This window comes from Actinomycetospora sp. NBRC 106378, from assembly GCF_030269685.1.
GTDB lineage: Bacteria > Actinomycetota > Actinomycetes > Mycobacteriales > Pseudonocardiaceae > Actinomycetospora.
The window spans coordinates 731,607-757,523 of record NZ_BSTT01000002.1 but is presented as its reverse complement, the minus strand read 5'-3'; the positions used below and the strand labels follow the sequence as shown (position 1 = coordinate 757,523).

Genomic DNA, 25,917 nt, shown 5'->3' with positions numbered 1-25,917 from the left:
ACGTCAGGTCCCGGCGGAGCGCAGCGCGGCGTCCGTCGTCGGGGTGACCGTGAGGGGCAGCGCCCGGACCCCGCGCAGCGCGACGTGCGGGCGCCAGGACAACTGCTCCACGGGTACCGCGAGTTCGAGGCGCTCGAAGCGGCGGAGCAGCGCGGGGAGGGCGATCCGGGCCTCGAGGCGGGCGAGCGGGGCGCCGAGACAGAAGTGGCTCCCGAGCCCGAAGGACAGGTGTCGGTTCGGGCTGCGGGTGATGTCGAGGGTGTCCGCGCGCGGGAAGGCCGACTCGTCGAGGTTCGCCGACGCGATCAGCGGCGTCACCATGCTCCCGCGCGGGAGGGGGACCCCGGCGATCTCCATGTCCTCGATGGCGAAGCGGGGTGCGACGAAGCCGACCGGGTTGGTGAACCGCAGGATCTCCTCGATGGCGGAGTCGACCAGCGGGGAGCGCGAAGTCCGCCATGAGGTCGACGACCGGCTTCCGGGCCGCGGCGTCGAGCAGGTCGTCGGCGATCTCGGCCACCCGTTCGCCGAGGCGGGCGACGCGGGCGGGGGTGAACGCCTGCTGGACCAGACCGCGCAGGCGACGGTGATCCGGCGGGTCCTTGAACACCATGCTGGAGACGAGCAGCCGCGCCATCGACGGCGTCCACCACCGGTCCAGCGACCGGACGCCGGGGACGGAGCCACGGTCGTTGGCGAAGCGCGGATCGCGCAGGACCCGGGCGACGTCCTCGTGCCGGGTGAGCACGTAGCCGCTGCCGAGGAGGTCCCGCGCACGCAGCACCGGGCCCAGGCGACGGAGTCTCGCGTAGACGGGCGCGGGGTCGGCCAGGGCGGCCGGCGTCCGGAACCCACGCGCAGGTCGATGCGCAGGCCCATCCGGCGAGTGCGCCCCGCCCGCGGTCACGCGAGGGTCACGGACGTGCCCAGCGCGACCACACCCGACGTCAGGACCCGGCAGATCGCCCCGCCGCGCTCGTGCATCGCGCGGGCGGCGCCGGGACCGACGGAGGTCTCCATGACGCGGCACGGGGCGGCCTTGCGGACGACCTCGAGCTCGACGTCCCCGAGGTGGATGCGGGCGCCCGGCGTCGTGGGGACGCGGCCGGAGTCGACGGTGACGGTGCGGCGGGTGGCGCCGGCGGGGACCGGGGCGCCGCGGGCGTCGGCCGCCTCGGCGAGCTCCTCGAGCGACTGCAGGGACACGTGGCGGTGTCGGGTGCCGAAGTAGCGGTCCCCGACGACGCCCTTCCCGGCCTCGAGTTCGATCCGCTCGACCGCCTGCATCGGCGCCTTCCGCTCCGGCGCGACGTGGAGGGCGGCGACGATCACGGCGTCCAGGGTAGGGAGTCGGAGCCCCGCCGCTCACAGCAGCGCGACGCTGCCGACGGCGGAAGCCGCGGCCGGACCCGGCGTCGGGAAGTCAGGGTCGGGGCCATGACCGACCCGACGTCCTTCTCCCCCGACCTGCGGGCGCAGCTGCTGCGCCACCGCGTGCTCGTGCTCGACGGCGCGCTCGACGACGACAACGGCACCGCCCTCGCCACCCACCTGCTCACCCTCGCCGCGGAGAACGACTCGGCGGACATCGCGCTGTGGATCCACTCCCCCGGCGGGTCGGTCCCGGCGATGCTCGCGATCCGGGACGTGATGCGCCTCGTGCCAGTCGACGTCTCGACCCTCGCGCTGGGCCTCGCGTGCAGCGCCGGCCAGTTCCTGCTCTCGGCCGGCACGCCGGGCAAGCGCTTCGCGCTGCCGCACGCGAAGATCCTGATGCACCAGGGCTCGTCGGGGATCGGAGGATCCGCGGTCGAGGTCGAGGTGCAGGCCAACGACCTGCGGCACACCCGCGACACCGTCCTCGGCCTCATCGCCGAGGACACCGGACAGCCGCCGGAGCGGGTCTTCGAGGACTCGCTGCACGACCGGTGGTTCACCGCCGACGAGGCTCGGGACTACGGGTTCGTCGACGGGATCGTGTCGAGCTTCGACCAGGTCATGCCGGTGCGGCGGCTGCGCGTCGGGATGGGGGTGGCGGCGTGAGCAGCTACACCATCCCCAACGTCCTGACCCGGGACTCCCGGGGCGAGCGGATCACCGACGTCTACTCGCACCTGCTGAGCCAACGGATCGTGTACCTGGGGACGGCGATCGACGCCGGGGTCGCGAACGCGCTGATCGCCCAGCTGCTGCACCTCGAGGCGGAGGCCCCGGAGCAGGAGATCGGGCTCTACGTGAACTGCGAGGGCGGGGACACGGCGGCGATGCTCGCGGTCTACGACACCCTCCAGTACGTCCGCGCGCCGGTGGCGACGACGTGCGTCGGCCAGGCGGTCGCGGCGGGGGCGGTGCTCCTCGCGGCGGGCGCACCGGGGCGGCGGTCGGCGCTCCCCCACGCCCGGGTGGTGCTCCACCAGCCCGCCGCCCAGGGCCGCGGCGCGATCCCCGACCTCATCCTGGCCGCGGACGAGGTGGTCCGGGTCCGCGCGGAGATGGAGGCGATCCTGGCGAGACACACGGGGCAGGACGAGGCGGTGCTGCGCCGCGACACCGACCGCGACCTCGTCCTCACCGCCGCCGCGGCCCGCGACTACGGGATCGTCGACCAGGTGATCGACCGGCACTGATGACGCGGCGAGACCCGCGCGTGACGCACACACTCCGGCCGGTCCGGCGGTCGACCCGCGCGATCCCTGCGCGTGACGCACACATCCGACGGCCGTGTGTGCGCGACGCGCAGGGGTCGCCGCCGCCGGGGCGTCCGGTCCTCGAACGGTGTGCGCGACGCGCAGGTCGGGCCCCCGGAGCGCCGGCGCTCAGGCGGCGAGCAGCACCGGCCCCCGGGACCCGGCACCGCGGGCGAGGTCGGCGTGAACGAGCCCGATCAGGTCGCGCAGCGGGACGCCGAGCGCCCCGGCGACGGCCGCGAGGATCTCGCTGGACGGGTCCTTGCGGCCGCGCTCGACCTCCGACAGGTACTGCGGCGACATGCCGGCGCGCTCGGCGGTGTCGGCCAGGCGCTCGCCCCGCTCCCGACGCACGGCCCGGATCCGGCGGCCGACCACCTCGCGCCACAGGGGTTCCGGGGCTGCGTCCCGAGCGAGCGGCACCTTCGCAGCATCTCCGTGCGCGAGAGTGCCGGTCGCTCGGTCCGTCCGGTGCGCGTCCAGCCGAATCAGCTCACCCATGCGAGCACGGTCGCAGACCGGGCCGCCCACCGTCCCCCGGATCCGCCAGGAGCAGAACGGCGACCCACTGTTGACAAGCTGCCAACAAGCGGCGCAGAGTTCTCGACATGGACTACGACGTCCTCGTGATCGGCTCGGGATTCGGCGGCGGTGTCGCCGCGCTGCGAGCCACCGAGAAGGGTTACCGGGTCGGCGTGCTCGAAGCGGGCCGCCGATTCGCCGACCAGGACTTCGCCCGCACCTCCTGGCACCTGCGCGACTTCCTGTGGGCCCCGCGCCTGGGCTTCCACGGGATCTTCCGCGTCGACCCGCTGCGCCACGTGCTCGTGCTCTCCGGCGCGGGCGTGGGCGGCGGGTCGCTGGTGTACGCCAACACGCTCTACCGGCCCCCGGCCCGGGTGTTCGCCGACGGCACCTGGCCCGCCGGCGTCGACTGGGACGACGAGCTCGACCGCCACTACGACCAGGCCTCGCGCATGCTCGGCGTGCAGACCTACCCGCGCACCTCCGCGGCGGACGCCGTGATGCGCGACGTGGCCGAGGAGCTGGGCGTCGGCGACACCTACCGCAACGCCGACGTCGGGGTGCTCTTCGGTGACGAGCCCGGCGTCGAGGTGCCCGACCCCTACTTCGGCGGCGCCGGACCCGCCCGGCGCACCTGCATCGACTGCGGCGAGTGCATGACCGGGTGCCGGCACAACGCGAAGAACACGGTCGCGAAGAACTACCTGCACCTCGCGGAGGCCGCGGGCGCCACGGTCCACCCGATGACCACCGCGACCCTGATCCGCCCCCGCCACGGCGACCTCTCGGGCGCCTCCGGCTACGAGGTCGAGGTCCGCGAGACCCCGCGTCCCGGCCACCGTTCCCGACGACGGGTGCTGACGGCGGGTCAGGTGGTCGTCTCCGCCTCCGCCCTGGGCACGCAGCGGCTCCTGCACCGGCAGCGGGACAAGGGCCTGCTCCCCCGCATCTCGGCCCGGCTCGGCCACGGCGTGCGCACCAACTCCGAGGCGATCCTGGCGGCCCGCACGCCCGACCCGGCGGCCGACTTCACCGACGGCGTCGCGATCACGTCGTCGATCCACGTCGACGAGAACACCCACGTCGAACCGGTGCGCTACGGGCACGGGTCGAACCTGCTCGCCCTGATGTCGGCGATGCTCATCGACGGCTCCGCCGATCCGTCCGACCCGACGATCGGTCGCCAGGGCCCGGGCTGGCGCCGCATCCTGCGCGAGGTCGTGACCCGTCGTCGGGAACTCCCCCTGCTCCACCGGCCGAAGCGCTGGTCGGAGGAGTCGATCGTCCTGCTGGTGATGCAGACGCTGAACAACTCGCTCACGGTCCGCCGGCGCCGCTTCCTGCCCGGCCTCACGAGCGCCAAGCCCGACGGCGAGTCGAACCCGCCGTGGATCCCGGCCGGGCACGAGGTCGCCCGCCGGGTCGCGCGGCGCATCCGCGGCGTGCCCGTGGGCGCGGCGTCGAGCCTCGCGAACATCCCGGTGACCGGGCACTTCCTGGGCGGCGCGGTACTCGGGTCGACTCCCGACGACGGGGTGGTCGACGCCTACCACCGCCTGCACGGTCACCCCGGCGTGCACGTGATCGACGGGTCGACGATCCCGTCGAACCTCGGGGTGAACCCGTCGTTGACGATCACCGCGCTGGCCGAGCGGGCGCTGTCGCTGTGGCCGAACGCGGGCGAGCCCGACGCACGGCCCGCGCCGGGCACGGCGTACCGCCGGGTGGAGCCGGTCGCGCCGGTCCGACCCGTCGTCCCGGAGGAGGCACCCGCGGCGCTCCGGCTCCCGCTCACGGTGCTGCGGTGACCGAGCTCGCGGCGCGCCGCCGGCTCGACCCCGACGCGCGCCGCACGGAGATCCTCGACGCCGCGCTGCGTCTCTACGCGGAGCGCCCGTACGGCGAGGTGTCGACGACGGAGCTCGCCCGGGAGGCGGGCGTCGCCCGCGCCCTGCTCAACCACTACTTCGGCACGAAGCGCGCGCTCTACCTCGAGGCGCTGCGCGAGCTGCTGACGATCCCGGAGCAGGCCGCGACCGACCTCGCCGGGCAGCGTCCCGACGACCGCGCCGGCGCGGCCGTCGACTGGTTCCTCGACACGGTGGAGGACCGCCGCTCGCTGTGGCTGTCGGTCGGGATCGGGCTCTCCGGGGACCCCGAGGTCGACGCCGTGGTCGAGGACGCCGACGAGACCGCCGTCGACCGGGTGCTCACCGCGCTCGGCCGCGACGCCTGCGACGAACCGCTGCGCGCCCGCGTGCGCGCCTTCTTCGGCATGGTCCGGGCCGCCTCGCGCGAGTGGCTCGTGCGTGGCTCGCTCGACCGACCCGCCGTCCGGAAGCTCCTGACCACCGCGTTCGTGACCGTTCTGGAGGACTGATGGATCTCGGTAACCGCGAGTTCTGGATGCTGCCCTGGAAGGACCGCTACGCCGCCTTCGCGGAGTTGCGGGCGACCGACGGGCTGCCGTGGTTCGAGGAGCCGGAGTTCCCGGGCTTCGAGAAGGGCCCCGGGTTCCGCGTGGTCGCCCGGCACGCCGACGTCGACGAGGTGAGCCGCGACCCGCAGCGCTTCTGCTCCGGGCAGGGTGCGGTGTCGATCCTGGACCTGCCCGCCGAGGCCCACGAGTTCTTCGGCTCGCTGATCAGCATGGACGCCCCGCGCCACACCAAGATCCGCCGGATCGCGGCGGCCGCGTTCACCCCGAAGCGGGTCTCCGGGCTGATCGACGACGTCGAGCGGATCGCCGACGAGGTCCTCGCGCGGGCGCGGGCGAAGGCGGCCGAGCAGGGCGGCGAGTTCGACCTGGTCAGCGAGATCTCCGCGCCGCTCCCGCTGCTGCTGATCTGCGACATGATGGGGATCCCGGAGTCGCGCCGAGCGGACGTCTTCACCTGGTCGAACATGATCCTGGCCGGGGACGACCCGGAGTACGTCACCTCGGAGAACCCGCTGCAGGACTACCTCACGGCGGGCGCGGGCCTCGCGGGCCTGATGACCGAGCTCGCGGCGGACGTCGAGGCGACCCCGCGCGACGACGTGCTCTCGGCGCTCGTGCACGGCGAGGTCGACGGCGAGCGGCTCTCCCCCCAGGAGATCGCGTCGTTCTTCATCCTGCTGTGTGTCGCCGGGAACGAGACGACCCGCAACGCCGTCACGCACGGAGTCTGGGGGATGCACCTCGACCCCTCCGTGCGGAAGCAGTGGGCCGCCGAACCGGAGCTGCCGACCGCGGTCGACGAGGTGGTGCGCTGGGCGTCGCCGATCAACTGGATGCGGCGCACCGTCGTCGCGGACACGACGGTCGGCGGGGTGCCCGTGGCGGCCGGGGAGAAGCTGCTGCTGCTCTACGGGTCGGCCAACCGCGACGAGTCGGTGTTCACCGAGCCCGACCGGCTCGACCTGCACCGCTCCCCCAACCCGCACCAGGGGTTCGGGGCGCACGGTCCGCACTTCTGCCTCGGCGCGCACCTGGCACGGCGCGAGGCGGGCGTGATGTTCCGGCGGCTGCTGACCGAGATGCCGACCCTCGAGGTCGTCGGCGAGCCCGACCGACTGCAGTCGATCTTCGTGAACGGGATCAAGCACCTGCCGGTGCGTCTGGCGGGCTGACCGGCTCCACGGGGCCGACCGGCACCCGGAGCCCGCGGGCGGTGAAGCAGACGCTGCCCGCGACGAGCACGCCGGTCACCACGGCGGCGACCGCGCCCACGTCGTCGGGCAGGCCACCCGCGAACGACAGGGCGATCGTCGTGACGGCGCCGATGCCGAGGAAGGCCGGCAGGCCCGAGAGCGTCCGGGCCAGCGTCAGTTGCCAGAGGCGGGCCGGGGCACGCAGCAGCCGGTAGGTCAGCACGGCGGACACCAGCGGGATCACGAGCAGCCCGAGGCCGAGGACCACCCAGCTCGCGACGGAATCCATGTCGGAATGTTCGGCCATTCGGACCAGCGCGTTACGTCAGGGAATGGCGTAGCCGGCGGCGGCGACCAGGCGATACCACTCGGGCCGCGTCAGCCGCAGGTCCGCGCCCGCGGCGGCCTCGCGGATGCGCTCGGGCCGCGTGGAGCCGAGGACCACCTGCATCCGCGCCGGGTGGGTGGTGATCCACGCGGTGGCGACGGCGGTCGGGGTGACGCCGTGCGCGTCGGCGATCTCCTCGAGCGCGTCGTTCAGCTCCGGGTGGTGCTCGCGGTCGCCGAGCACGATCCGGCCGTGCGTGTCCGCGAACGGGGACCAGGCCTGCACGGTGATGTCGCGCAGCCGGCACGCGTCGAGCACCCCGCCGTCGCGGTCGACCGACTGGTCGAGGCCCGCCACGTTGGCCGCGAGCCCGGCCGTAATCATCGGGGCGTGGCCGAGCCCGAGCTGCATCTGGTTCGCGACGATCGGGTGCGGCAGCGAGCGGGCGAGCAGCTCGATCTGCCCCGAGGTGTGGTTGGAGACCCCGATCGCCCGGACCTTGCCCGCGGTGACGAGCCCGTCGAGGGTCTCGGCGACGTCGTCGGGGTCCGCGAGCGCGTCCGGCCGGTGCAGGAGCAGGACGTCGACGTGGTCGGTGCGCAGGGCGTCGAGGGACTCGTCGACCGAGTGGCGGACGTGCTCGCGGGAGAAGTCGTAGTAGCCCTCGCGGATGCCGACCTTGGTCTGGATCGTCACCTGCTCCCGGCGGCTGCCGGTCAGCCCGGCCGCCTCGCCGAACCGGCGCTCGCACGCGTGGCGGGTGGAGCCGTAGATGTCGGCGTGGTCGAACTCCGTGATCCCGACGTCGAGCGCGGTGTCGACCAGCGACCGGATCGACCCGTCGTCGAGACCCTCGATGCGCATGCAGCCGAGGACGAGCCTGCTCACGTGGGACTCCACCCTGCCGGGGGATCCTCTCCGGTCCGGCCGTCGACGTACTCGCGGATCAGGTCGGCATGGCCGGTGTGGCGGCCGTACTCCTCGACGAGGTCGCAGACGAGGCGGCGGAGGCTCACCGGCTCGTCGTCGGGACCGGTGAGGTGGACGGCGCGGTCGAGGCCTCCGTGGTCGAGCGCCTTCTGCAGCGCGTCCCGGGCGTCGGTGACCGCGGCGTCATAGCGCGCGTAGAGCGTGGCCGGGGTGTCGGCGGCGGCCGAGGAGAACTCCCAGTCGGGGTCGTCGTCCCAGGGGGCGTCGTCCCACTCCGGGCCGAGCGGATCACCGTGGAGCTTGGCCCGGAACGTCAGGGCCTCGACCCACGCGAGGTGCTTGAGGAGCCCGCCGAGGGTCAGGGAGGAGACGCCGACCGTGGCGGCGAGGCCGTCCTCGTCGAGCCCGTCGGCCTTCCACCGGAACGTGGCCCGGAGCCGCTCGAGCGCGCCGACGAGCTGCTGGGTCTCCGTGCCGGCGAGCGGCGGCTCCCACGGCGTGTCGGTCATGGGCGGTCACGCTAGCCGGGTGTCGTGGGTCGCCGCGGAGGTCGTCGGGATCGTCGGGTGGACCCGGGGAGGTCCGAGGATCCGGCGGCACCCAGGGTGCGCCGCCGGACCCTCGGTGGCGGCCGGGGGCAGGCCGGCCGTCGGAGGCCGGTCGGTCGGCGCGGACCGACCGGGGTGGCTTCGCGGTGTGGCACGGGGAGTATCGCGCGTCTCCCCGTGCCGCACGAGGGTCAGCGACGGGAGAGCACGACGAGCGTCCTCGCCTCCGACGCGTCGTGCAGCTCCGTCTCCGGCTCGGCGTCCGGTCCGGTGACCTGCTCGGTGTCCTCCGGCTCCGGGGCCGCGTGCCGGGGCTGGTACTCGGCGGCGGGCAGTTCCCGGCTCTTCATCCGGCTGATCACCCGGTGCCGCACGGCGATCCCGACGAGGCAGGCCAGGATGACCACGCCGATCGTCGCGGGCGTGCCGTAACCGCCTCCGGTCGGAGCGGCGAGCGCCTGCGCCTGACTGACGGTCGTGACGGCGGAGTCGGCCTTCGGGGAGAACAGCGCCGACGCCGCGTTGCCCAGCGGGGAGCCGAACAGCAGGCCCGGGTCGTAGCTGTTCGCGCTGAACAGGTTCGACGCCAGCCCCGCCGGCGCGATCCCGGCCAGCGGCGGCAGCGCTCCGACCGGACCGGCGGCACCGAGCGCAGCCGGCGCCGCGACGGGCAGGGCGGCCGGTGGCGGGGCCGCGACGAGGGGAGCCGGAGCGGGCGCCGGAGGGGTGGTTGACGTGCCTTCAGTCTTCGATGCGGTGCCCGTGCCAGTACCCGTGCTGCTCGTCGTCCCAGTACCCGTCCCCGAGCCGGTAGCCGGGTCAGTTTTCGGAACAGGGTCGGTCTTCGTCGCGGGGTCGGTCTTCGTGGCAGGGTTCTCCGCCGCGGTCTGGACCTTCTCGATAAGCCCGGCCGCGAGATCTGCGACGGAGGTGACGACAGCGCCGCCGAACGAGCACTTGTCCCCGTCCTTGGTGATGAGCGTCGAGTTCTTGATGTTGTAGAGGTCCGACCCGACGAGGCACTGATCGGTACCGACCGTCGCGGCGCCCGCGACACCGGCCCCCAGGGCCAATCCGGAGATCAGAAGTCCGCCGACCATGACACTCGGCAGCAACCGCCCGGGACGTGCTCGCATCCTTGCGACTCCTCGTTCGTTGGCCCCGACGACCTGTCCAGCACCTGATCTGGCCGACTCATCGGTAGGCACACGAACGCGTTACACCCGTCTGGCCGTGTGTGATCGCTTCACTCGGTCGGCCTAGCGGACACCCCCTGTGTTTGCTCCGCCCAGACCTGCAGGTCAGGCCGTTCGCCCACCACCAAATAGTCGGGTCACGATGCGATAACGGGCGGAGTGTCGACACCCGTCCGGCGGCTATGTGTGTCCTCCCGGGTCACGACCGGTCGCTATGAGTGAGACTCGACGCATGACCGGCGAATCTCTCCGCGTCGAGTTCCGACGCCAGGTGCGCGAGCGCGTGCTCGACACCGCCGCCTCGCTCGCCGTCGAGCACGGGTGGGACCGCGTCCGGATCGGGGAGGTCGCGACGACGTCGGGGGTGTCCCGACCCACGCTCTACCGGGAGTTCGGCACCAAGGACGGCGTCGGCGAGGCCCTGGTCGCGCGCGAGGCGGAGCGCTTCTTCACCGGGATCGCGTCGGTCCTCGAGGACTCGGCGAGCGTTCCCGACGGCGTCGGGGCATCGGTCCGCTTCACCCTCGACGAGGCCGCCGACAACCCGCTCCTGCGGGCCATCCTCACCGGCAGCCGCAGTGGCGACACCGGTCTCCTGCCCTTCCTCACCACCCGCGGCGACGCGATCATCTCCGGCGGCACCGGGCTGGTCGGCGCCTGGGTGCGTCGCCGAGCGCCCGAGGTGGAGGGCCGCGTCGTCGACGACGCCGTGGACGCGGTCGTCCGCCTGACCATCAGCCACCTGGTCTCCCCCGGCCTCAGCCATGCCGACGCCGCGGACCGCCTCGCCCGGATCGCCGCCTGCCTGCTCTGCCTCTCGTGATCATGTCCGCCCGGGTCGTCCGCGTGGCGTGACCACCTGCGTCGTCCGCTGCACGATCGGTCCGCCGGAGATCGACGTCCTCGAACGGTTCGCGGCCACCTGGATGGACCTCGTCGACCGCCACGGAGGCACCCACCACGGCTACTACCTGCCCGGCGAGGGCGCGAGCGACGAGGCGCTGGCCCTGGTCGGCTTCCCGAGCCTCGCGGACGACGAGCTCTGTCGACAGCACGTCGACGGCGGCCCGTGAGTTCCTTCCGGCCGACCGCATCCGCGACGAGTCGGGCCGCGTGCTGCGCCACGAGCGCACCGTCGTGCGCCCGCCGCTTCCCCTCCGGCACATGATCACGTCGAGGGGACGGTGGTGGCTGTTTCGAAGATCGACATCACCTACCTGCGTCCCACCGACGTGATCATGTGCTTTCCCGACCGTGCGTACGCCCTGTCGTGGCGAGCCGCAGCCGCCCCCGGACCTTGTCGTTGTGAACCAGAACGACAAGGCCAGCCCGGCCGGACGGCAGACCGCGACAGGACGCCAGGAGGGCGCCCCGCCCAGGCCCCGCCGGGCCGACCCGTCGTCGGGAAGAGATCGAGGATGCGGCGTCCCTGCCGCCCGATGACAGCAACGACGCTTTCCTGCCACCCCGGAGCCCGCCACCCCGGAACCCGCCGTCCCGGAGCCACTGCCCGTTCTGAGACAAAAACTCGGTCTTGTTTCTACGGCGACGCGCTGTCACAGTTATTCGAGTACGGGGAGCGTGAGGAGGCCGACGATGACCATCGAACAGGCACGGGAACCGATCGAGCAGCAGGAGCCGTGGCGCGACCGGCGCCGGTACCTGTGGCCACTGGGCGTGGTGATGCCGGCCCTGCCGATCGCCGCATACGGGCTGGTGCACGCGACCGGCCTGGGTCTGTTCTGGTGGCTCGGCCCGATCATCCTGTTCGTAGCGCTGCCGGCCCTCGACCTGCTCGTCGGCACCACCGACGACAACCCGCCGGAGTCCGAGCGGGCCCGCCTCGAGGCGGACCGGTACTACCGGTGGATCACCTTCCTGTTCCTCCCGGTGCAGTACGTGAGCCTCGTCTTCACGTGCTGGGTCTGGGCCACGCAGGACCTGCCCTGGTACAGCGACCTCGGGCTCGCCCTGACGATGGGCGTCGTCTCCGGGGTCGCGATCAACACCGCGCACGAGCTCGGGCACAAGCGCGAGGAGAACGAGCGCTGGCTCTCGAAGATCGCGCTCGCCACGTCCGCGTACGGCCACTTCTACGTCGAGCACAACCGCGGTCACCACGTGCGGGTCGCGACCCCGGAGGACCCGGCGAGCTCACGCCTCGGTGAGAACTTCTGGCTGAGCTTCCTGCCGCGCAGCGTCTGGGGTTCGCTGACCAGTTCCTGGCACCTGGAGAAGAAGCGGTTCGCGCGCCACGACAAGAGCTACTGGACCTGGCGCAACGACATCCTGATCGCGTGGGCGATGACCGTCGTCCTGTTCGGCGCCCTCACCGCGGTCTTCGGCTGGACCGTGCTCGGGTGGCTGCTGGTCCAGGCGTTCGTCGGATTCAGCCTGCTCGAGGTCGTGAACTACCTCGAGCACTACGGGCTCAAGCGCCAGAAGCGGGCCGACGGCCGGTACGAGCGGGTCGACCCGCGCCATTCCTGGAACGCCGACCACACGGTCTCGAACCTGCTGCTCTACCAGCTGCAGCGCCACTCCGACCACCACGCGAACCCGGTGCGCCGCTACCAGACGCTGCGCCACTTCGAGGAGTCGCCGCAGCTGCCCAGCGGCTACGGCACGATGATCGTCGTCGCGGTGATCCCGCCGCTGTGGCGGGCCGTCATGGACCCGAAGGTCCGGGCGCACTACGACGGCGACCTCGAGCTCGCCAACGTGCTGCCCCGCAAGCGCCGGCGCTACGGCGTCAGCGCCTGAGCGGAGAGCACGTCGCCGCCCAGCAGCTTCCCGACGAGGGCCCGTACCCGATCCCCGGGTGCGGGCCCGTCGTCGTGCGCGGGCACGAACAGCGCGGAGTAGTACAGCGGCGCGAGGAGGCCGTCGACCACGGCGTCGACCGCGGGCACGTCTCCCCCGCGTGCGGTCTCCCGCTCCAGGACCGCGGCGATCTGGGTGCGGCGGTCGGCGGTGCAGGCGCACGAGGCGGTCTCCCCCGCCCCGATGGAGGCGCGCATCAGCGCGAGGGTGTCCGGGTCGGCGAGGTCGCGCGCCACGTCGGTGGCCCACCGCTCGAGGTCGGCGCCGAGGGAGCCCGTGTCGGGCACCACCACGTCGCCGGTGAAGCGGTGCTCCGCGACCGAGGCCAGCAGCTCCGCCACCGATCCCCAGCGCCGGTAGACCGTCGTCGCGTGGACCCCGGCCCGGGCCGCGATGACCGGGATGGTGAGGTCCTCGATCCGCACGCCCTCGGCGACCAGGTCCTCGACCGCCCGGTGCACCGACGCACGCACCCGCGCGGACCGTCCTCCGGGCCGCGACCCGCTCGCCTCGTTCATACGGCAATACTAACGCAGCGATCTTTGCCGCAGGCGTGCTAGCGTCGCCGTCGTGCAAACGCAGCGATCTGTGCGCTCTGAGGATCGGACCCGTGCCCGGCTGTTCGCGGCCGTCGGCGGCATCGTCGTGCTCTTCCCCGCCGCCTCCAGCGTGCCGAGCCCGCTGTACCCGCTCTACCAGCAGCTCTTCGGGTTCTCGGCCGCGACGCTGACCATCGTCTTCGCCGTCTACGTGCTCGGACTGCTCGGCGCACTCCTCGTCGTCGGCGCCCTCTCCGACCACGTCGGGCGCCGCCCCGTGCTGGCCGGGGCGATCGCCCTCGAGGCGATCTCCTTCGTCGTCTTCCTGACGGCGGGTGGGGTCCCGGCGCTGCTCGTCGCCCGGGTGCTGCAGGGCATCGCGACCGGCGCCGCGATCACGACCCTGGGCGCGACGATGGTCGACCTCGCGCCCCGCGAGGCCCCGCACCGCGCCGGGATGGTCACGGGTGTGGGCACCCTCGCCGGCCTGGCCGCCGGCGCGGTCGGTGCCGGCGCGCTCATCCAGCTCGCCCCGGCGCCCACGCGCCTGGTGTGGATCGTGCTGCTCGCGCTCCTCGTGCTCTCGGCGGTGATCGTGGCCGTACTGCCGGAGACCGCGACGCGGCGGACCGGCGTGTGGGCGTCGTTGGTCCCGCGGGTCGGCGTCGCCCCCCGCCTGCGCGGCGAGGTGCTCGCCGTGACCCCGGTGCTCGTCACGAGCTGGGCCCTCGGCGGGCTCTACATGTCCCTCGGGCCGTCCATCGCGGCGACGCTGCTCGGGGTGGGGTCGCGGCTCGTCGGCGGGCTGGTCGTGACCCTGCTCTGTGGCACCGGCGCCCTGGCGTCCTACCTGTTGCGCGACCGCCCGGTGCGCGGCCTGGTGGCGCCCGCGGCCGGACTGCTCGCGGTCGGCACGACGGTGACCCTGGCCGGGATGGCCCTGACGTCCGTGCTCGTCGCCGGACTCGGCACCGTGGTCGCGGGGATCGGATTCGGGGCGGCCGCCCTGGCCTGTTTCGGGGTGTTCGCCGAGATCGCGGAACCGGGCGAACGGGGCGAACTGTTCGCCGTCGCCTACGTCATCTCCTACACCGCGTTCTCGGTGCCCGCCGTGGTCGCGGGAATCGGCAGCGGCATCGTCGGTCTGGCGACCGCCGCGGAGGTCTACGGCGGCGTGGTCGTCGTCCTCGGCGCCGCGGCCGTGGCGATCAATCTGGTGCACGCCCGGCGTCGTCGGCCCGCCTTGACAACCGCGGCCTGAGTAGATTCTGAGAAGGTCCGCCCTTGACGTCTCTTTGGTCTCGACACCCCGTTCTTGACCATTTCTTTGATGCATTCACAGACATGTGCGCATCACTCGATCGGGTGACAGCCGATTCACAGCTCATTCTTATGTCGTGACCCGATCGTGACCAGGCCTCGCCGACCGGCGAGGCGATGGTTCCTTCCCCCGAGAGGATCGATCATGGGTTTCTTCCTGCTCGACGGCTGCGCTCCCCCGAAGCACAAGCACCACCACCACAAGAGCTGCCACTGCCACGAGTGCAAGCCGCAGCCGTGTGAGCAGAAGCGTGAGTGCAAGCCGAAGCACTGCTGCGACGACTGACGCAGTCCGTGTGAGAGGCGCGGGCCCGGGGCACGGGCCCGTGGAATGACGGTCCGGCCGGTGACCTCCTGGGGGAGGTCCCCGGCCGTTCTGCGGAGGGCGGACGGGAGGAGACCGTGGGCGCGCACTCGACGACGGCGGACCCCGACGTCCGCGGCGACGTCGTCGTCGCCGGCGACGGTGGTGGCGACGGCGGGCCGGACCTCACCGCCCCTCCCCTGACCCTGCGCGCGATCATCCGGCGGTTCGGACGTCACACCCAGGGCGACCGCGGGAAGCTCGTCCTCGCCTTCCTGTTCATGGCCGCCTCGACGGCCTGCGACACCTACGTCGTGACGATGTTCGCCCGCATCGTCGACGGCGCCACCGTGGCCCGGTCGATGTCCGCCGTCTGGCCGTCCGCGATCGAGTGGATGGTGCTGACCGCCCTGGGTGGCCTGCTGTCGGTCATCGGTGGCTGGCTCATGGTCGGCGCCGCGGAACGCTTCGTGTTCCGGCTCCGGCACGACGTGTTCGACCACCTCCAGCGGCTCGGGCCCTCCTTCTTCTCCCGGCACGCCACCGGCGACCTGATCTCGCGGCTGTCCACCGACATCGACGGGGTCGAGGCCCTGGCCTCCTCCGGGATCGTCACGACGGTCATCGCGGTCGGCACCGCGATCGCCTACGCGGCGGCGGCGGTGCTCGTGCAGTGGCAGCTCGCGCTCATCGTGGTCGCCCTCGCTCCGCTCATGTGGCTGACGAGCCGGATCACCGGGCGCTTCACCCGCTCCGCGGCGCGCGTGGAACGGGCGGCCGCCGGCGAGGTCGGGACGTCGATCCAGCAGTCCCTGCAGAACCTGCCGATCGTGCAGTCCTACGGCACCGAGCACGTCGAGAGCGCCCGCCTCGACCACCACGCCGAGGTCTGGTGGCGCGCCCGCGCCCGCGAGAGCCGACTGCAGATGATCTACGCCCCGATCAGCACGATCATCCAGAGCGGCGCCCTGCTCGCGGTCCTCATCGCCGGAGCCGCGTTCATCGCCACCGGCGAGCTCACCGTCGGCGGGCTGTTCGGCTTCGCGGCCTACCTCGGCTACCTGTACCCCCCGCTGTCCCAGCTCGGGTCACTGCACCTCACCATCACCGCCGCGTCGGCCTCGTGCGAGCGGCTCCTCGAGATCCTCGACGCCTCCCCCGACGTCGAGGACACCCCGGACGCCGACGCCACCCCCGTCCGCGACGGCCACGTGGAACTGCGTGGGGTCCGCTACGTCTACCCGGGGACCGAGGCCGCCGGCATCGAGGACGTCTCGCTCGAGGTCCGCCCGGGCCAGTTCGTCCTCGTGACCGGGCCCAGCGGGGCGGGGAAGTCGACCCTGACGCGGATGCTGCTGCGCTTCGTCGACGCGCAGGACGGGTCGATCCTGCTCGACGGCGTGGACGTCCGGCACCGCACGATCGCCGCGGTCCGCGCGGCGGTCACACTGCTGCCCCAGAAGCCGATGCTCTTCGACCTCACCGTGCGGGAGAACATCGCCTACGCGCGCCCGGAGGCCACCGGGGCCGAGATCGAGGCGGCCGCCCGGGAAGCGGGGGCGCTGGAGTTCGTCCGCGACCTGCCCGACGGGTTCGACACCCTGGTCGGCGAGGACGGCGCCTCCCTCTCCGGCGGACAGCGGCAGCGACTCGCGATCGCGCGGGCCCTGCTGCGCACCTCCCCCGTACTGGTCCTCGACGAGCCGACCACCGGGCTCGACGCGCCCACCGCCCGTGCCGTGCTCGACCCGCTGCGCCGGCTCTCCGGGGGGCGGACCACGATCGTCGTCAGTCACGACCTCACGCCCGCCCCCGGCGCCGACCTCGTCGTCGTCCTCGACGCCGGCCGGATCGTGGCGCAGGGCCGCCACGCCGACCTCCTCGCCCGCCCCGGGGTCTACGCCGACCTGTGGGCCGCGCAGCAGGCGGAGCGGCCCGCCGCCGACCCGGTGCCGGTCCCGGCCGCCCGCCCGGTCCCGCCGCGGCGGCGCCCGGCCCTGCCGGCGTTCGTCGACCCCGTGACCAACCCGCTGCGCCTGCTCGCCCTCGCGGCGGCCGACGCCGCCGCCGCGGCCGAGGCCGCCATCACCCGCCCGACGCCCCTGCACGCGCGCGCCGGGAGCTCCGGCACGGTCCCGGCGGGCCCCCCGCCCTCGACGGGACGACCGGGCCGTCCGTCACCGACCCGCGGCGCGAACGGCCCGGCGGTCCCGCCCGCGCTCGGGACCCCGGTACCCCCGGGACGGTCGGGACGGTCGGGGCCGCCGACACCACCCCGGCCGCGACCGGCTCCGGCCACCCGCCCCGCTTCCCCGCCCACGCCGACGCCGCGTCCCGCGCCTCCGGGACCCGTCGTCCCCGGGCCGCGTGACCCGGCGTCGGGGCCGACCCCCGCGGGCCGGGCGCACCCGCCGTCGGGACCCTCCCGACACGACACGACCTCCCCGCGGCGGCGCACCGTGGCCGACCTGGTGAGCGGGACCCCGACGGGTCGCTCGGCCCATCGGCGCCCGGACGCCACGCCGTGAGCAGCGGTCCGCCTTGCCCGACCGGATCGTCGACGCCCCCGGGGTCGCGGCGGCCGACGCCGGTGCTCAGGCCAGCGCCGACATCGCCCGCCACTGGTCCCAGGGCACGGCCCAGTCGTAGATGTCGCCGTCCGCGCCCGAGAGCTGGATCGGGCTGCCGGTGACCTCGACCGGGTCGCCGTAGATGACCAGGTTGAAGTAGGCCGTGGCGTCCGCGTCGGACAGGTTCGCGCAGCCGTGCGTGACGTTGCTCGACCCCTGTGCGCTCGACGAGGCCGGGTTGGCGTGGATGAACTCGCCGTTGTTGCTGATGCGCACGGCCCAGTGCTCGGGCTCGTTGACGTAGCCGTAGGCGGGGTTGGACATCAGCACGGTCTGCTGCTTGTCCATGACGACGTGCGTCCCGTTGCGGGTGATCCGGTTCGGATCGGTCCCGAGGCCGTAGCTGGCGGGCACGTCCATCACCGTCCGGCCGTCCTGGACGACGACGAGGTGGTGGCTGTTGATGTCGGCCTTCGTGATGAGCGAGCGGCCGACGGTGAAGTGGGTCGAGACGTCCCCGGCGCCGAAGGTGCCGCCGCCGAGGTCGACCCCGAGCAGGTTCGCCGTCACGTCGACGACGGTGTTCTCCGGCCAGTAGTTCTGCGGCCGGTAGTGCAGCCGCGCGCCCCCATTGTCGTCGGGGAGCCAGGCCCACGCCCCGACGACGGGCACCGACGTGTGCACCGTGATCGCCCGCTCGACGGCGGCCTTGTCCTGCACCGGCCCCCGGAACTGCAGGATGATCGGCGCGGCGATCCCGACCGTCGCGTTGTCGTCCGGTTCGGTGAAGGACGCCTTCGTGGTGTCGGAGGGCGCGACGGTGGTGAACGAGCCGGAGAGCGTCGTCGGGCCGGCGGAGGCCTTCGCGGTCCCCGTCCAGGAGTAGGTCGCGCCGTAGGCGAGCGGGGCCGTCGTGCTCCACCGGTGCCCGTCCGGTGACGGCGCGCCGGGGATGACCTGGCCGTCCGGGCCGAGCAGCTGCACCCCGGTGAGGTCGGCGTTCGGCGCACTCGCGGTCGCGGGCGCTCCCGGGTCGGCGTTCGTGGCGCCCGCCGCCGGGGTCAGGGTGAGTGCCGCCGCGGTCGGCGGCGCGCCCGGTGGCGGGGCGCTCGCCGTGGCGCACGCGGCGAGCACGCCGACGGCGGCGACCAGTGCCACCACGACCCCGAGGACTCTGCGCACACGCATCACGGCCACGGCCTTCCGGCGCCCGGATCGCCCCGCCCCGACGCGGTGCGATGGTGAGCCGGCAGGAGATCCGACCGGTGCCACCGGATGCCGCCGCGGCCGCCGCTTCACACCCCGCCGGTCCGATCGTGACGACGTCGAGATCGAGCGGGGCACCGACCACCGGGGGACGGCCCGGGAGCCCGGGTCACCGGGCTCCCGACCCCGCTCCTACTTGAGGCCGTTCGCCGCCAGGAACTGGGCGGCGACGTCGGCCGGCTGGGCGCCGTGACCCTGGACCGCCGAGTTCAGGGCCTGGATCGCCTGCGTCGAGAGCAGCGAGCTCACCCAGTTCAGGGTCTGGGTGAACTCCGGGCCCTCGGCCTGGACCACCGACTGCTTCACGACCGGCGCCACGTACTGGAACCCGAAGATCCCCTTCGGGTCGGACAGGGCGGTGTACTTGTTCGAGAGCAGCTGGTAGTCCGTGCTGAACGCGTCCGCGGCCTGGGCGGTGCCCTGGTCGATGGCCGTGTACTGGGCGCCGGCCTGCACCGGCAGGTAGCCCATCTGCGTCAGCCCGTACTGCTGCTGCATGCCGAGGAACCCGGTCTGGCGGGTCTTGAACTCGACGGGCCCGGCGATCGTCGCGCCCGCACCTCCCGGCCCGACCTTCGTCAGGTCGCCGACGGAGACCAGGCCGTGCTGCTGGGCGTAGGCGTTCGGGACGATCACCGTGTCGACGTCCTGGAAGGGCGTCTGCAGCAGCACGGTGGACTGCCGCTGCGACTCCTCGAACTGCTTGGCCGCCTGGTAGGTGCCGGAGGCGCTGGTCGGGGCGTTCTCCTTCGCGACACTGGTGACGATCTCACCGAGGTACTCGGGGTACATCTCGATCTGGTTGGAGCTCAGGGCCGTGTCGATGAGCTCGGACCCGCCGATGTTCGACTTGATCGACACCACGTAGCCCTTCGCCGCCAGGGCCTGGCGGTAGAGCTCGCCGAGCACGAACTCCTCGGGGAAGTTCTTGTCCCCGATCACGATGGCGGGCTTGCCCGCCCCCGGCGTCCCCGCCGGGAGCTGGATCGACCCGGGCGTCGCGGTCACGGAGGCGGCGTCCGCGGGGATGCTGGACGTGCTGCTCGGCGCGGCGCTCGACGGGGCCGACGAGCTGCTGCCGCCCCCGCCACACGCCGCGAGGAACAGCGCCCCGGCGGCCGCGACGCCGACGAGGGACAGTCGCCCGAGGCGACCGCCGGTGGTCGTGGTGGACATAGGTGGTGTCTCCTTCTGCAGTACCCGCCGTCATCGGCGGTGTCCGGGGGGTCAGGGGGGTCAGGCGGGCACGGGCACGGCGGCGCCCCGGGCCTGCGCGGCCATCAGGCGCAGCCCGGTGGGGGTGACGGCCCGTTCGAGGAGCCCGAGCAGGAAGTCGCCGAGGAAGGCCAGCACCACCGACACCGTCGCCGCGGCCATCACCCCGGCGTAGCCGTAGCCGGCCTGGTCGTTGATGACGTCGCCGAGCGTGTCCGTCCGGCCCGCGAAGACGGCGAGGTAGGCGGTGGCGACCACGTAGACCCACGACGTCCGGACCCCGGTCATGATCAGCGGCACCGACGAGGGCAGCTCGACGCGGAAGAGGATCTGCGGACCGGTCATGCCCATCCCCCGTGCGGCCTCCACGGTGCCGCGGTCCACCCCCTCCACGGCGGTGAAGGTGTTGGTGAGGACCAGCGGGAACGCCAGGACCACCAGGGCGATGAGGATGTTGGTGAAGCCGAACCCCACGAACGCGATCGCGATCGCCACGAGCGCGAGGGTCGGCAGGGACCGGAAGACGTTGGTCACCGTCACCACGGCGAACGAGAAGCGGTGCAGGTGCCCGATCCAGGCCCCGAGCGGCAGGGCGAGGACGACGGCCACCACCACGGCCACCACCGACAGCAGGATGTGCCCCAACGTGATCTGCAGGAGCAGGCCGGCGTTCTCGCCGAAGAAGGAGAAGTAGCTCGTCATCGGGTGCTCCTCACCGCGCGGCCCGCAGCCACGGCGTGACCGCCCAGCGGATGCCGAGCACCACCACGTCCGCGACGAGGGCGAGCAGGATGGTCAGGACCCCGGTCGCCACCAGCTCGGTGTCGAACAGGGTGTGGATGGCGTCGAAGATCGGCTTGCCGAGGCCGAGGGGGGCGACGGCGGCCGCGACGGTCGCCAACGAGATGACGGTGACCGTGGCCACCCGCACCCCGGCCATGATCGACGGCAGGGCCAGCGGGAACCGGATGCGGAAGAGGATCTGCCCGGGCGTCAGCCCCATGCCCTCGGCCGCCTCGATCGCACTGCGCGGCACGGTCCGCAGGCCGGTCAGGGCGTTGCGGAACAGCAGCAGCAGCGTGTAGCTCGTCAGCCCGATCTCGATCGTGGTCAACGAGATCCCCGTGATCGGGACGAAGGCGATGAAGAACGCCAGCGACGGGAAGGTGTAGAGCAGGGTGGAGAGCCCGGAGAACCCGGCGGCGAACCAGTTGCGGGAGAACGCGTAGAGCGCCGCCGCCAGCGAGATCACCAGGCCCACCACCACGGCGATGAGCGTGATGTAGACGTGCTGGACCAGGGCGGGCGCGAGGACCGAGTCCCAGTTGCCGGTCACCCAGGACCAGCACAGCGGGTCGTCCGGGGAGCACTCGGTCCCCGAGAAGACCGGGATGACCTGCGCGGGGAGCCCGCTCACACCGCGCTCCCCGACACCGCGCCCTGCAGCTGCGCGAGCGACACCCGCCCGAGGACCCGGTCGCCGTCGGTGACCCGCACCGAGTCGGCGCCGGCCGCGAACAGCGTCGAGAGCCCGATGCGCAGCGAGGCGTCGGCGTCGACGCTCGGCCCCACCCCCCCATCGGCGTGCTCGGTTGCCCCGTCGGGAAGTCCGTCCGGCGCGACGATCTCGCGCATCCGCCGCAGCGAGAGCCGCTTGAGGCCCCGGTCGGCCCCGACGAAGTCGGCGACGTAGTCGTCGGCGGGGTGGGCGAGGAGCTCGTCGGCCGTGCCGTACTGGGCGAGGACGCCGCCCTGGCGCAGGACGGCGATCCGGTCCCCCATCTTGATGGCCTCGTCGATGTCGTGGGTGACGAAGATGACCGTCTTGTCGATCTCGCTCTCGAGGTTGAGGAACTCGTCCTGGATCTCGGTCCGCGTGATCGGGTCGAGCGCCCCGAAGGGCTCGTCCATGAGCATCACCGGCGGGTCGACCGCCAGGGCGCGGGCCAGCCCGACGCGCTGCTGCTGGCCGCCGGAGAGCTGCGCCGGGTACCGCTTGCCGAACGCGCGGTCGAGGCGCACCAGGTCGAGCAGCTCGTCGGTGCGCGCCCGGATGCGGTCGCCCGACCAGCCGAGGAGGTTCGGGATCACCGCGATGTTCGCCGCGATCGTCATGTGCGGGAACAGGCCGACCTGCTGGATCACGTAGCCGATGTCGCGGCGCAGGGCGGTGACGTCGACCGACCGGATGCTCCGGCCGCCGATGGTGATGTCGCCGGAGTCGAAGTCGATCAGCCGGTTGACCAGCTTCATCGCCGTCGTCTTGCCCCCGCCCGACGGGCCGACGAGGCAGCAGGTCTCCCCGGCCCGCACGGTGAACGACAGGTCGTCGATGGCCGGGGTCTCCTGGCCGGGATACCGCTTCACGACGTGGTCGAACACGATGTCGGCCGGCGGCCGGTCGGGGGTGCGGGGCTCGCGGGTGGCGGTCATGTGTCGGCGTCCTCGGGGTCCGGGGCGATGGCGGTGGTCGGGGGGAACGGGGCGGCGGCGGGCCCGCGCGGCCGGCCGGTCGGGACCGACCGGCGGACGCACGGCGGGCCGCCGAGCGCCCCGGAGAGAGCGCCCGCGGCCGCGACGAGCGCCGCCGCGGCCTCCTCGAGACCGGATGCCAGCCGGGACCGGGGCCCGCTCAGCCCGACCGCGGCGACCACCCGCCGCGTGGCGTCCCGCACCGGCACCGCGAGGGCGGCCAGCCCTCCGGTGTCGTCGTCGGCGAGGGTCCACCCGCGCCGGCGGTCGTCCCGGAGCCCCACCAGCAGCGCGTCGAGCGACCGGGGCGCGACCGCCCCGGGGAGGCCGCCGAGCACCACGAGCCGGGCGACGTCGTCGTCGGCGAGATCCGCGAGCAGCGCCCGGCCGAGCGCGGAGCCCGCCAGGGGCACCGTCCGGCCCACCCAGCCGACGGTGCGCAGCTCGAGCCCGGGCGCGGCGGTCGCGAGCGTCAGGCACAGCCCGCCGGTCCGCACGCCCACCTCGACGCGCTCGCCGAGCCGCACCGACTCGCGCTCGACGAGCAGGTCCGCCTCGGCCCGCAGACGTTCGTCCACCGCGTGCGCGGCGAGCGCGAACAGCCGGGCCCCGAGGCGGTAGCGCCCCGAGCGCGGCTCCCGCTCGACGTAGCCCTCCTCGGCCAGCCCCCGCAGCATCCGGGAGACCGAGGACTTGTCGCGCCCGAGCCGCCGCGCGATCTCGACGACGCCGAGCCCCTCAGCACCCTCGGGTGCTCCGAGCATCTCCAGCACCGTGAGCGCCCGGGACCAGGCCGACGACCCGTTCTCGTGCTCCCCGGCCGGCTCGGTCGCGGCACGCGTGGTCCGTCCGGGTGTCACGGGCGCTCCTCCCTCCCCGGGAGTTGCGGCCCGGACAATGCGTCCGCGAATCCTGACCGGTGGCCGTGAAGATGTTGTCAGGAAAACAACGGCAGGAGCCCGCGGGCCGATCTCGTGATGTTTTCGTGATCTTCTTCGGGACGATTGCGTCAGAACGGGCGGGGCGAGTCGTCGCGAATGATTCCGATCGCGGGATCGGACAGGAACGTCCCGATCACGGCGGACATGGGCGGTCCGTCGCCATCTGTCGGCCACGCGTGCCCGTGACCGGGATAGAGCCGGAACACGACGCGCGTCCCGGTCGCGCAGTGCCACGTGGTGGTCGTCCCGGCCGCGACGGGCGGGGCGGTGCAGCGGTCGCGGGCGCGCAGCCACGCGAGACCGACCGCGACCGGGGGCTCCGGGGTCGCCCCGTGCTCGCGTCCCCCGAGCGGCATCACGGTGTCCGCGGTCCCGGCCGCGAGCAGGTAGGACAGCGGGCGGGGCGGGGCCGGTCCGGGACACCGACCGAGCGGCACGGCCCCGTAGGTCGCGAGCGCGGAGAACGGGCCGTGCGGGTCGCAGGTGAGCGCGTAGGCCAGCTTGCCGCCGTTGGAGTAGCCGACCAGCGCGATGCGCCGATCGTCGATGTCGACGTGTTCTCGCAGGTCGGCGACGGCGGCCTGCACGAAGGCCGTGTCGTCGGGCCGCCGCACGGCCGCCGGTCCGCAGCACCCGTGGCCCGCGTTCCACGAGGCGCCGAGACCCTCCGGGTAGAGCAGGACAGCTCGTCCCGAGGCCGCGAGCGCCCCGAGGTCACTGACCGTCACCGCGGCGCCGGGCGACTGGCCGCGCCCGTGCAGCACCACGACCAGCGGGAGCGCGCGGGGTGTCGCACCGGCCGGCCGGACGAGCACCGAGGTCCGCCGCAGCCCGCCGACGACGACGCTGCGGGTGCTGAGCACGGTGCCCGGCGGCGCCACGAGCGGCATCGTCACGGCGGCGACGGCGGGTCCGGTGGCCACGACGGGAAGGACCGGCGGGGGCGGGAGCGGCGCGAGCACGACATATCCGACGACCACCACCAGAAAAGCGGTCAGCACGGCCGTGACCGCGCATCCCGGCCGCAGACGACGTCGCATCGTCGACCAGCCTAGAACGGCCGGGGAGTATTTCCGTGAATCGTCGGAATCAGCGGACCTCCAGCGCGCGCACAGCCCGGACACAGCCGACCGGTCCACGGTCGGGGCGGTGAACGGAATCGCGGAACTGCTCTCGCCCGGCGTGCACGACCGCCCGGTGTTCCTCGCCGCCCGCGGCACGGCCCACATCACCCACGGTGACCTGCGCGGCGCCGCGGAGCTCTGGGGGGACCGGCTCGACCGGGCCGGGGTCGCCCGTGGCGCGCGGATCGCGATCGCCGTCGCCGACCCGCTGACCTTCGCGACGGTCCACCTCGCGGTCCTCGCCTGCGACCGGATCTCGGTGCCGCTCGACCCCGGCGCTCCCGCCGCGGAGCGTCGGCGGGCCACCGGCCGGACCCGGCCGGTGCTGCTCGTGACCGACGGCGGCCCCGCCACCGGGGACGTCCCTTCCGTCGTCGTCGAACCTAGCGGGCGTCCGGGGCCGCTGCCGACGATCGGCCCGCATCGCGGGAGCGGCGACGGCGGGGCGACCCTGCTGGCGACGTCCGGGTCGACCGGGGAGCCGAAGGGCGTCCTGCTCACCGCCGACCGCCTCCGCCACGTGGCCCGGGCGGTCGCGGACCACCTCGAGCTCAGCTCCGCCGACCGCGGCCTGACCCCGCTGCCGCTCTTCCACGTCAACGCCCAGGTGGTCGGCCTGCTCGCCACCCTCACCGCCGGCGCCTCCCTCGTGCTCGAAGCCCGGTTCCACCGCACCGACCTCTGGGCGTGCGCCCGGGCCCACGACGTGACGTGGGTGAACGCGGTCCCCGCGATCCTCACGGTGCTCGGCCGCGACGCGGTCGCGCCGGTGCTGCCGCCACGCCTGCGCCTGCTGCGCTCGGCGTCGGCCCCGTTGCCGTCCGCCGTCCGCGCCGCGGTCGAGGCACGGACGGGGGTCCCGGTCGTCGAGAGCTACGGGATGACCGAGGCCGCCAGCCAGATCACGGCGGTGCCCCTGCACGGACCCCGTCCCCCCGGCTCGGCGGGGCGTGCCGCGGGTGCCGAGGTCGCCGTCCGCGACGGGGCCGGCCACGACGTCGGCCCCGACGCGCGCGGTCGCGTGTGGATCCGCGGGGCCGGGGTGATCACGGCCTACGAGGACGGCCGCGCCGCCGAACGGTTCGTGGACGGCTGGCTCGACACCGGCGACGTCGGCCACCTGGACGCCGCCGGATTCCTCTTCCTCGCCGGTCGCGACGACGACGTCATCAACCGGGGCGGGGAGCTCCTGCACCCCCGGGAGATCGAGGAGGTGCTGCTCGGCGACCCACGCGTCGCCGAGGCGGTCGTCGTCGGTCGGCCCCACGACGTGCTCGGCGCCGTCCCCGTGGCCTGCGTCCGCGCGAGCGGCGGCGGGGGCGAGCTGGCCGACGCCCTGCACGCCCGCTGCCGGGCGGAGCTCAGCCGCTGGAAGTGCCCCGTCGACATCCAGGTCCTCGCCGACCTCCCGCGCGGCGCCACCGGCAAGGTCCGCCGCGCCGACCTGCGTGAGCTCGTGGCGGCCGGCGCGTGACACCCCGGGACCGTGTCTGGCC

At 73.6% G+C, this 25,917-nt stretch carries 27 protein-coding genes; 12 read left to right on the top strand and 15 right to left on the bottom strand.

The window, feature by feature from the left end; all coding sequences use genetic code 11:
• Positions 1-3: 3 nt before the first annotated feature.
• Both QSK00_RS07960 and QSK00_RS07955 read right to left on the bottom strand, forming a co-directional pair.
• Positions 4-879: a cytochrome P450 gene (locus QSK00_RS07960; RefSeq protein WP_285589308.1), complete on the bottom strand. Its 876-nt coding sequence runs from the start codon at positions 877-879 to the stop codon at positions 4-6.
• Positions 880-903: 24 nt separating this feature from the next.
• Positions 904-1,332: an MOSC domain-containing protein gene (locus QSK00_RS07955; protein ID WP_285589306.1), complete on the bottom strand. Its 429-nt coding sequence runs from the start codon at positions 1,330-1,332 to the stop codon at positions 904-906.
• 105 nt (positions 1,333-1,437) lie between these two features.
• Between QSK00_RS07955 and QSK00_RS07950 the strand changes: the two genes are divergently transcribed.
• Entirely contained in the window at positions 1,438-2,043 is a 606-nt protein-coding gene (locus tag QSK00_RS07950; protein WP_285589304.1) for a ClpP family protease, read from the top strand.
• Complete coding sequence (locus QSK00_RS07945) at positions 2,040-2,627, top strand: ClpP family protease (RefSeq protein WP_285589301.1); 588 nt, start codon at positions 2,040-2,042, stop codon at positions 2,625-2,627. The genes QSK00_RS07950 and QSK00_RS07945 overlap by 4 nt, the downstream gene beginning before the upstream one ends.
• 189 nt (positions 2,628-2,816) lie before the next feature.
• Here the strand turns inward: QSK00_RS07945 and QSK00_RS07940 are convergent, their stop codons facing one another.
• Positions 2,817-3,110, bottom strand: coding sequence for a helix-turn-helix domain-containing protein (locus QSK00_RS07940; protein WP_285589299.1), 294 nt, complete (start codon positions 3,108-3,110; stop codon positions 2,817-2,819).
• A gap of 185 nt (positions 3,111-3,295) precedes the next feature.
• On the opposite strand from QSK00_RS07940, the gene QSK00_RS07935 reads away from it, so the two are divergent.
• Genes QSK00_RS07935 through QSK00_RS07925 form a run of 3 tightly spaced genes read left to right on the top strand, consistent with a single transcriptional unit; the run spans position 3,296 to position 6,824 of the window.
• Positions 3,296-5,020 carry a GMC family oxidoreductase N-terminal domain-containing protein gene (locus tag QSK00_RS07935; protein ID WP_285589297.1) on the top strand — a complete coding sequence of 575 codons (1,725 nt, stop codon included), beginning with the start codon at positions 3,296-3,298 and terminating at the stop codon, positions 5,018-5,020.
• The gene (locus tag QSK00_RS07930; RefSeq protein WP_285589295.1) at positions 5,017-5,592 is read left to right on the top strand and encodes a TetR/AcrR family transcriptional regulator; all 576 of its coding nucleotides are present in this window, start codon (positions 5,017-5,019) and stop codon (positions 5,590-5,592) included. The genes QSK00_RS07935 and QSK00_RS07930 overlap by 4 nt, the downstream gene beginning before the upstream one ends.
• Positions 5,592-6,824 carry a cytochrome P450 gene (locus QSK00_RS07925; protein ID WP_285589293.1) on the top strand — a complete coding sequence of 411 codons (1,233 nt, stop codon included), beginning with the start codon at positions 5,592-5,594 and terminating at the stop codon, positions 6,822-6,824. Before QSK00_RS07930 ends, QSK00_RS07925 begins: the two co-directional genes overlap by 1 nt.
• On the opposite strand, the gene QSK00_RS07920 is transcribed toward QSK00_RS07925, so the two are convergent.
• The 4 genes from QSK00_RS07920 to QSK00_RS07905 all read right to left on the bottom strand — a co-directional run bounded on the left by QSK00_RS07920 (position 6,793) and on the right by QSK00_RS07905 (position 9,787).
• Positions 6,793-7,134 carry a hypothetical protein gene (locus QSK00_RS07920; RefSeq protein ID WP_285589291.1) on the bottom strand — a complete coding sequence of 114 codons (342 nt, stop codon included), beginning with the start codon at positions 7,132-7,134 and terminating at the stop codon, positions 6,793-6,795. The two genes, QSK00_RS07925 and QSK00_RS07920, sit on opposite strands and share 32 nt — an antisense overlap.
• A 36-nt stretch (positions 7,135-7,170) precedes the next feature.
• Positions 7,171-8,061, bottom strand: coding sequence for an aldo/keto reductase (locus QSK00_RS07915; RefSeq protein ID WP_285589288.1), 891 nt, complete (start codon positions 8,059-8,061; stop codon positions 7,171-7,173).
• A complete protein-coding gene (locus QSK00_RS07910; RefSeq protein WP_285589286.1) occupies positions 8,058-8,612 on the bottom strand; it encodes a mycothiol transferase in 555 nt (184 codons plus the stop codon). The genes QSK00_RS07915 and QSK00_RS07910 overlap by 4 nt, the downstream gene beginning before the upstream one ends.
• A gap of 230 nt (positions 8,613-8,842) precedes the next feature.
• Positions 8,843-9,787: a hypothetical protein gene (locus QSK00_RS07905; RefSeq protein ID WP_285589284.1), complete on the bottom strand. Its 945-nt coding sequence runs from the start codon at positions 9,785-9,787 to the stop codon at positions 8,843-8,845.
• A 292-nt stretch (positions 9,788-10,079) separates the two neighbouring features.
• Here QSK00_RS07905 and QSK00_RS07900 point away from each other — a divergent pair, with 292 nt between their 5' ends.
• The 3 genes from QSK00_RS07900 to QSK00_RS07890 all read left to right on the top strand — a co-directional run bounded on the left by QSK00_RS07900 (position 10,080) and on the right by QSK00_RS07890 (position 12,610).
• Positions 10,080-10,670, top strand: coding sequence for a TetR/AcrR family transcriptional regulator (locus QSK00_RS07900; protein ID WP_285589283.1), 591 nt, complete (start codon positions 10,080-10,082; stop codon positions 10,668-10,670).
• 28 nt (positions 10,671-10,698) lie between these two features.
• Positions 10,699-10,920 (top strand): NIPSNAP family protein, encoded by a 222-nt coding sequence (locus tag QSK00_RS30405; RefSeq protein WP_352231101.1) that lies wholly within the window; start codon positions 10,699-10,701, stop codon positions 10,918-10,920.
• 523 nt (positions 10,921-11,443) lie between these two features.
• Positions 11,444-12,610: an alkane 1-monooxygenase gene (locus tag QSK00_RS07890; protein WP_285589282.1), complete on the top strand. Its 1,167-nt coding sequence runs from the start codon at positions 11,444-11,446 to the stop codon at positions 12,608-12,610.
• On the opposite strand, the gene QSK00_RS07885 is transcribed toward QSK00_RS07890, so the two are convergent.
• The gene (locus QSK00_RS07885; protein ID WP_285589280.1) at positions 12,592-13,188 is read right to left on the bottom strand and encodes a TetR-like C-terminal domain-containing protein; all 597 of its coding nucleotides are present in this window, start codon (positions 13,186-13,188) and stop codon (positions 12,592-12,594) included. The two genes, QSK00_RS07890 and QSK00_RS07885, sit on opposite strands and share 19 nt — an antisense overlap.
• 70 nt (positions 13,189-13,258) lie before the next feature.
• Between QSK00_RS07885 and QSK00_RS07880 the strand changes: the two genes are divergently transcribed.
• The 3 genes from QSK00_RS07880 to QSK00_RS07870 all read left to right on the top strand — a co-directional run bounded on the left by QSK00_RS07880 (position 13,259) and on the right by QSK00_RS07870 (position 17,361).
• Positions 13,259-14,470, top strand: coding sequence for an MFS transporter (locus tag QSK00_RS07880; protein WP_285589279.1), 1,212 nt, complete (start codon positions 13,259-13,261; stop codon positions 14,468-14,470).
• Positions 14,471-14,674: 204 nt separating this feature from the next.
• On the top strand, positions 14,675-14,815 hold the full coding sequence (locus QSK00_RS07875; RefSeq protein ID WP_285589277.1) for a hypothetical protein: 141 nt from the start codon (positions 14,675-14,677) through the stop codon (positions 14,813-14,815).
• Between the two features lie 116 nt (positions 14,816-14,931).
• Positions 14,932-17,361 carry an ABC transporter ATP-binding protein gene (locus tag QSK00_RS07870; protein WP_285589275.1) on the top strand — a complete coding sequence of 810 codons (2,430 nt, stop codon included), beginning with the start codon at positions 14,932-14,934 and terminating at the stop codon, positions 17,359-17,361.
• Between the two features lie 66 nt (positions 17,362-17,427).
• On the opposite strand, the gene QSK00_RS07865 is transcribed toward QSK00_RS07870, so the two are convergent.
• The 7 genes from QSK00_RS07865 to QSK00_RS07835 form a co-directional block, all read right to left on the bottom strand.
• Positions 17,428-18,591 (bottom strand): L,D-transpeptidase, encoded by a 1,164-nt coding sequence (locus QSK00_RS07865; RefSeq protein WP_285589273.1) that lies wholly within the window; start codon positions 18,589-18,591, stop codon positions 17,428-17,430.
• A gap of 210 nt (positions 18,592-18,801) precedes the next feature.
• A complete protein-coding gene (locus tag QSK00_RS07860; protein WP_285589271.1) occupies positions 18,802-19,845 on the bottom strand; it encodes an ABC transporter substrate-binding protein in 1,044 nt (347 codons plus the stop codon).
• A gap of 60 nt (positions 19,846-19,905) precedes the next feature.
• Positions 19,906-20,586: an ABC transporter permease gene (locus QSK00_RS07855; RefSeq protein WP_285589269.1), complete on the bottom strand. Its 681-nt coding sequence runs from the start codon at positions 20,584-20,586 to the stop codon at positions 19,906-19,908.
• Between the two features lie 10 nt (positions 20,587-20,596).
• Positions 20,597-21,301 (bottom strand): ABC transporter permease, encoded by a 705-nt coding sequence (locus QSK00_RS07850; RefSeq protein WP_285589267.1) that lies wholly within the window; start codon positions 21,299-21,301, stop codon positions 20,597-20,599.
• Positions 21,298-22,317, bottom strand: coding sequence for an ABC transporter ATP-binding protein (locus tag QSK00_RS07845; RefSeq protein ID WP_285589265.1), 1,020 nt, complete (start codon positions 22,315-22,317; stop codon positions 21,298-21,300). Before QSK00_RS07845 ends, QSK00_RS07850 begins: the two co-directional genes overlap by 4 nt.
• A complete protein-coding gene (locus QSK00_RS07840; protein WP_285589263.1) occupies positions 22,314-23,216 on the bottom strand; it encodes an IclR family transcriptional regulator in 903 nt (300 codons plus the stop codon). The genes QSK00_RS07845 and QSK00_RS07840 overlap by 4 nt, the downstream gene beginning before the upstream one ends.
• 149 nt (positions 23,217-23,365) lie before the next feature.
• Entirely contained in the window at positions 23,366-24,337 is a 972-nt protein-coding gene (locus QSK00_RS07835; protein WP_285589261.1) for a CE1 family esterase, read from the bottom strand.
• A gap of 109 nt (positions 24,338-24,446) precedes the next feature.
• On the opposite strand from QSK00_RS07835, the gene QSK00_RS07830 reads away from it, so the two are divergent.
• Positions 24,447-25,895: an AMP-binding protein gene (locus QSK00_RS07830; protein WP_285589259.1), complete on the top strand. Its 1,449-nt coding sequence runs from the start codon at positions 24,447-24,449 to the stop codon at positions 25,893-25,895.
• Positions 25,896-25,917: the final 22 nt, after the last annotated feature.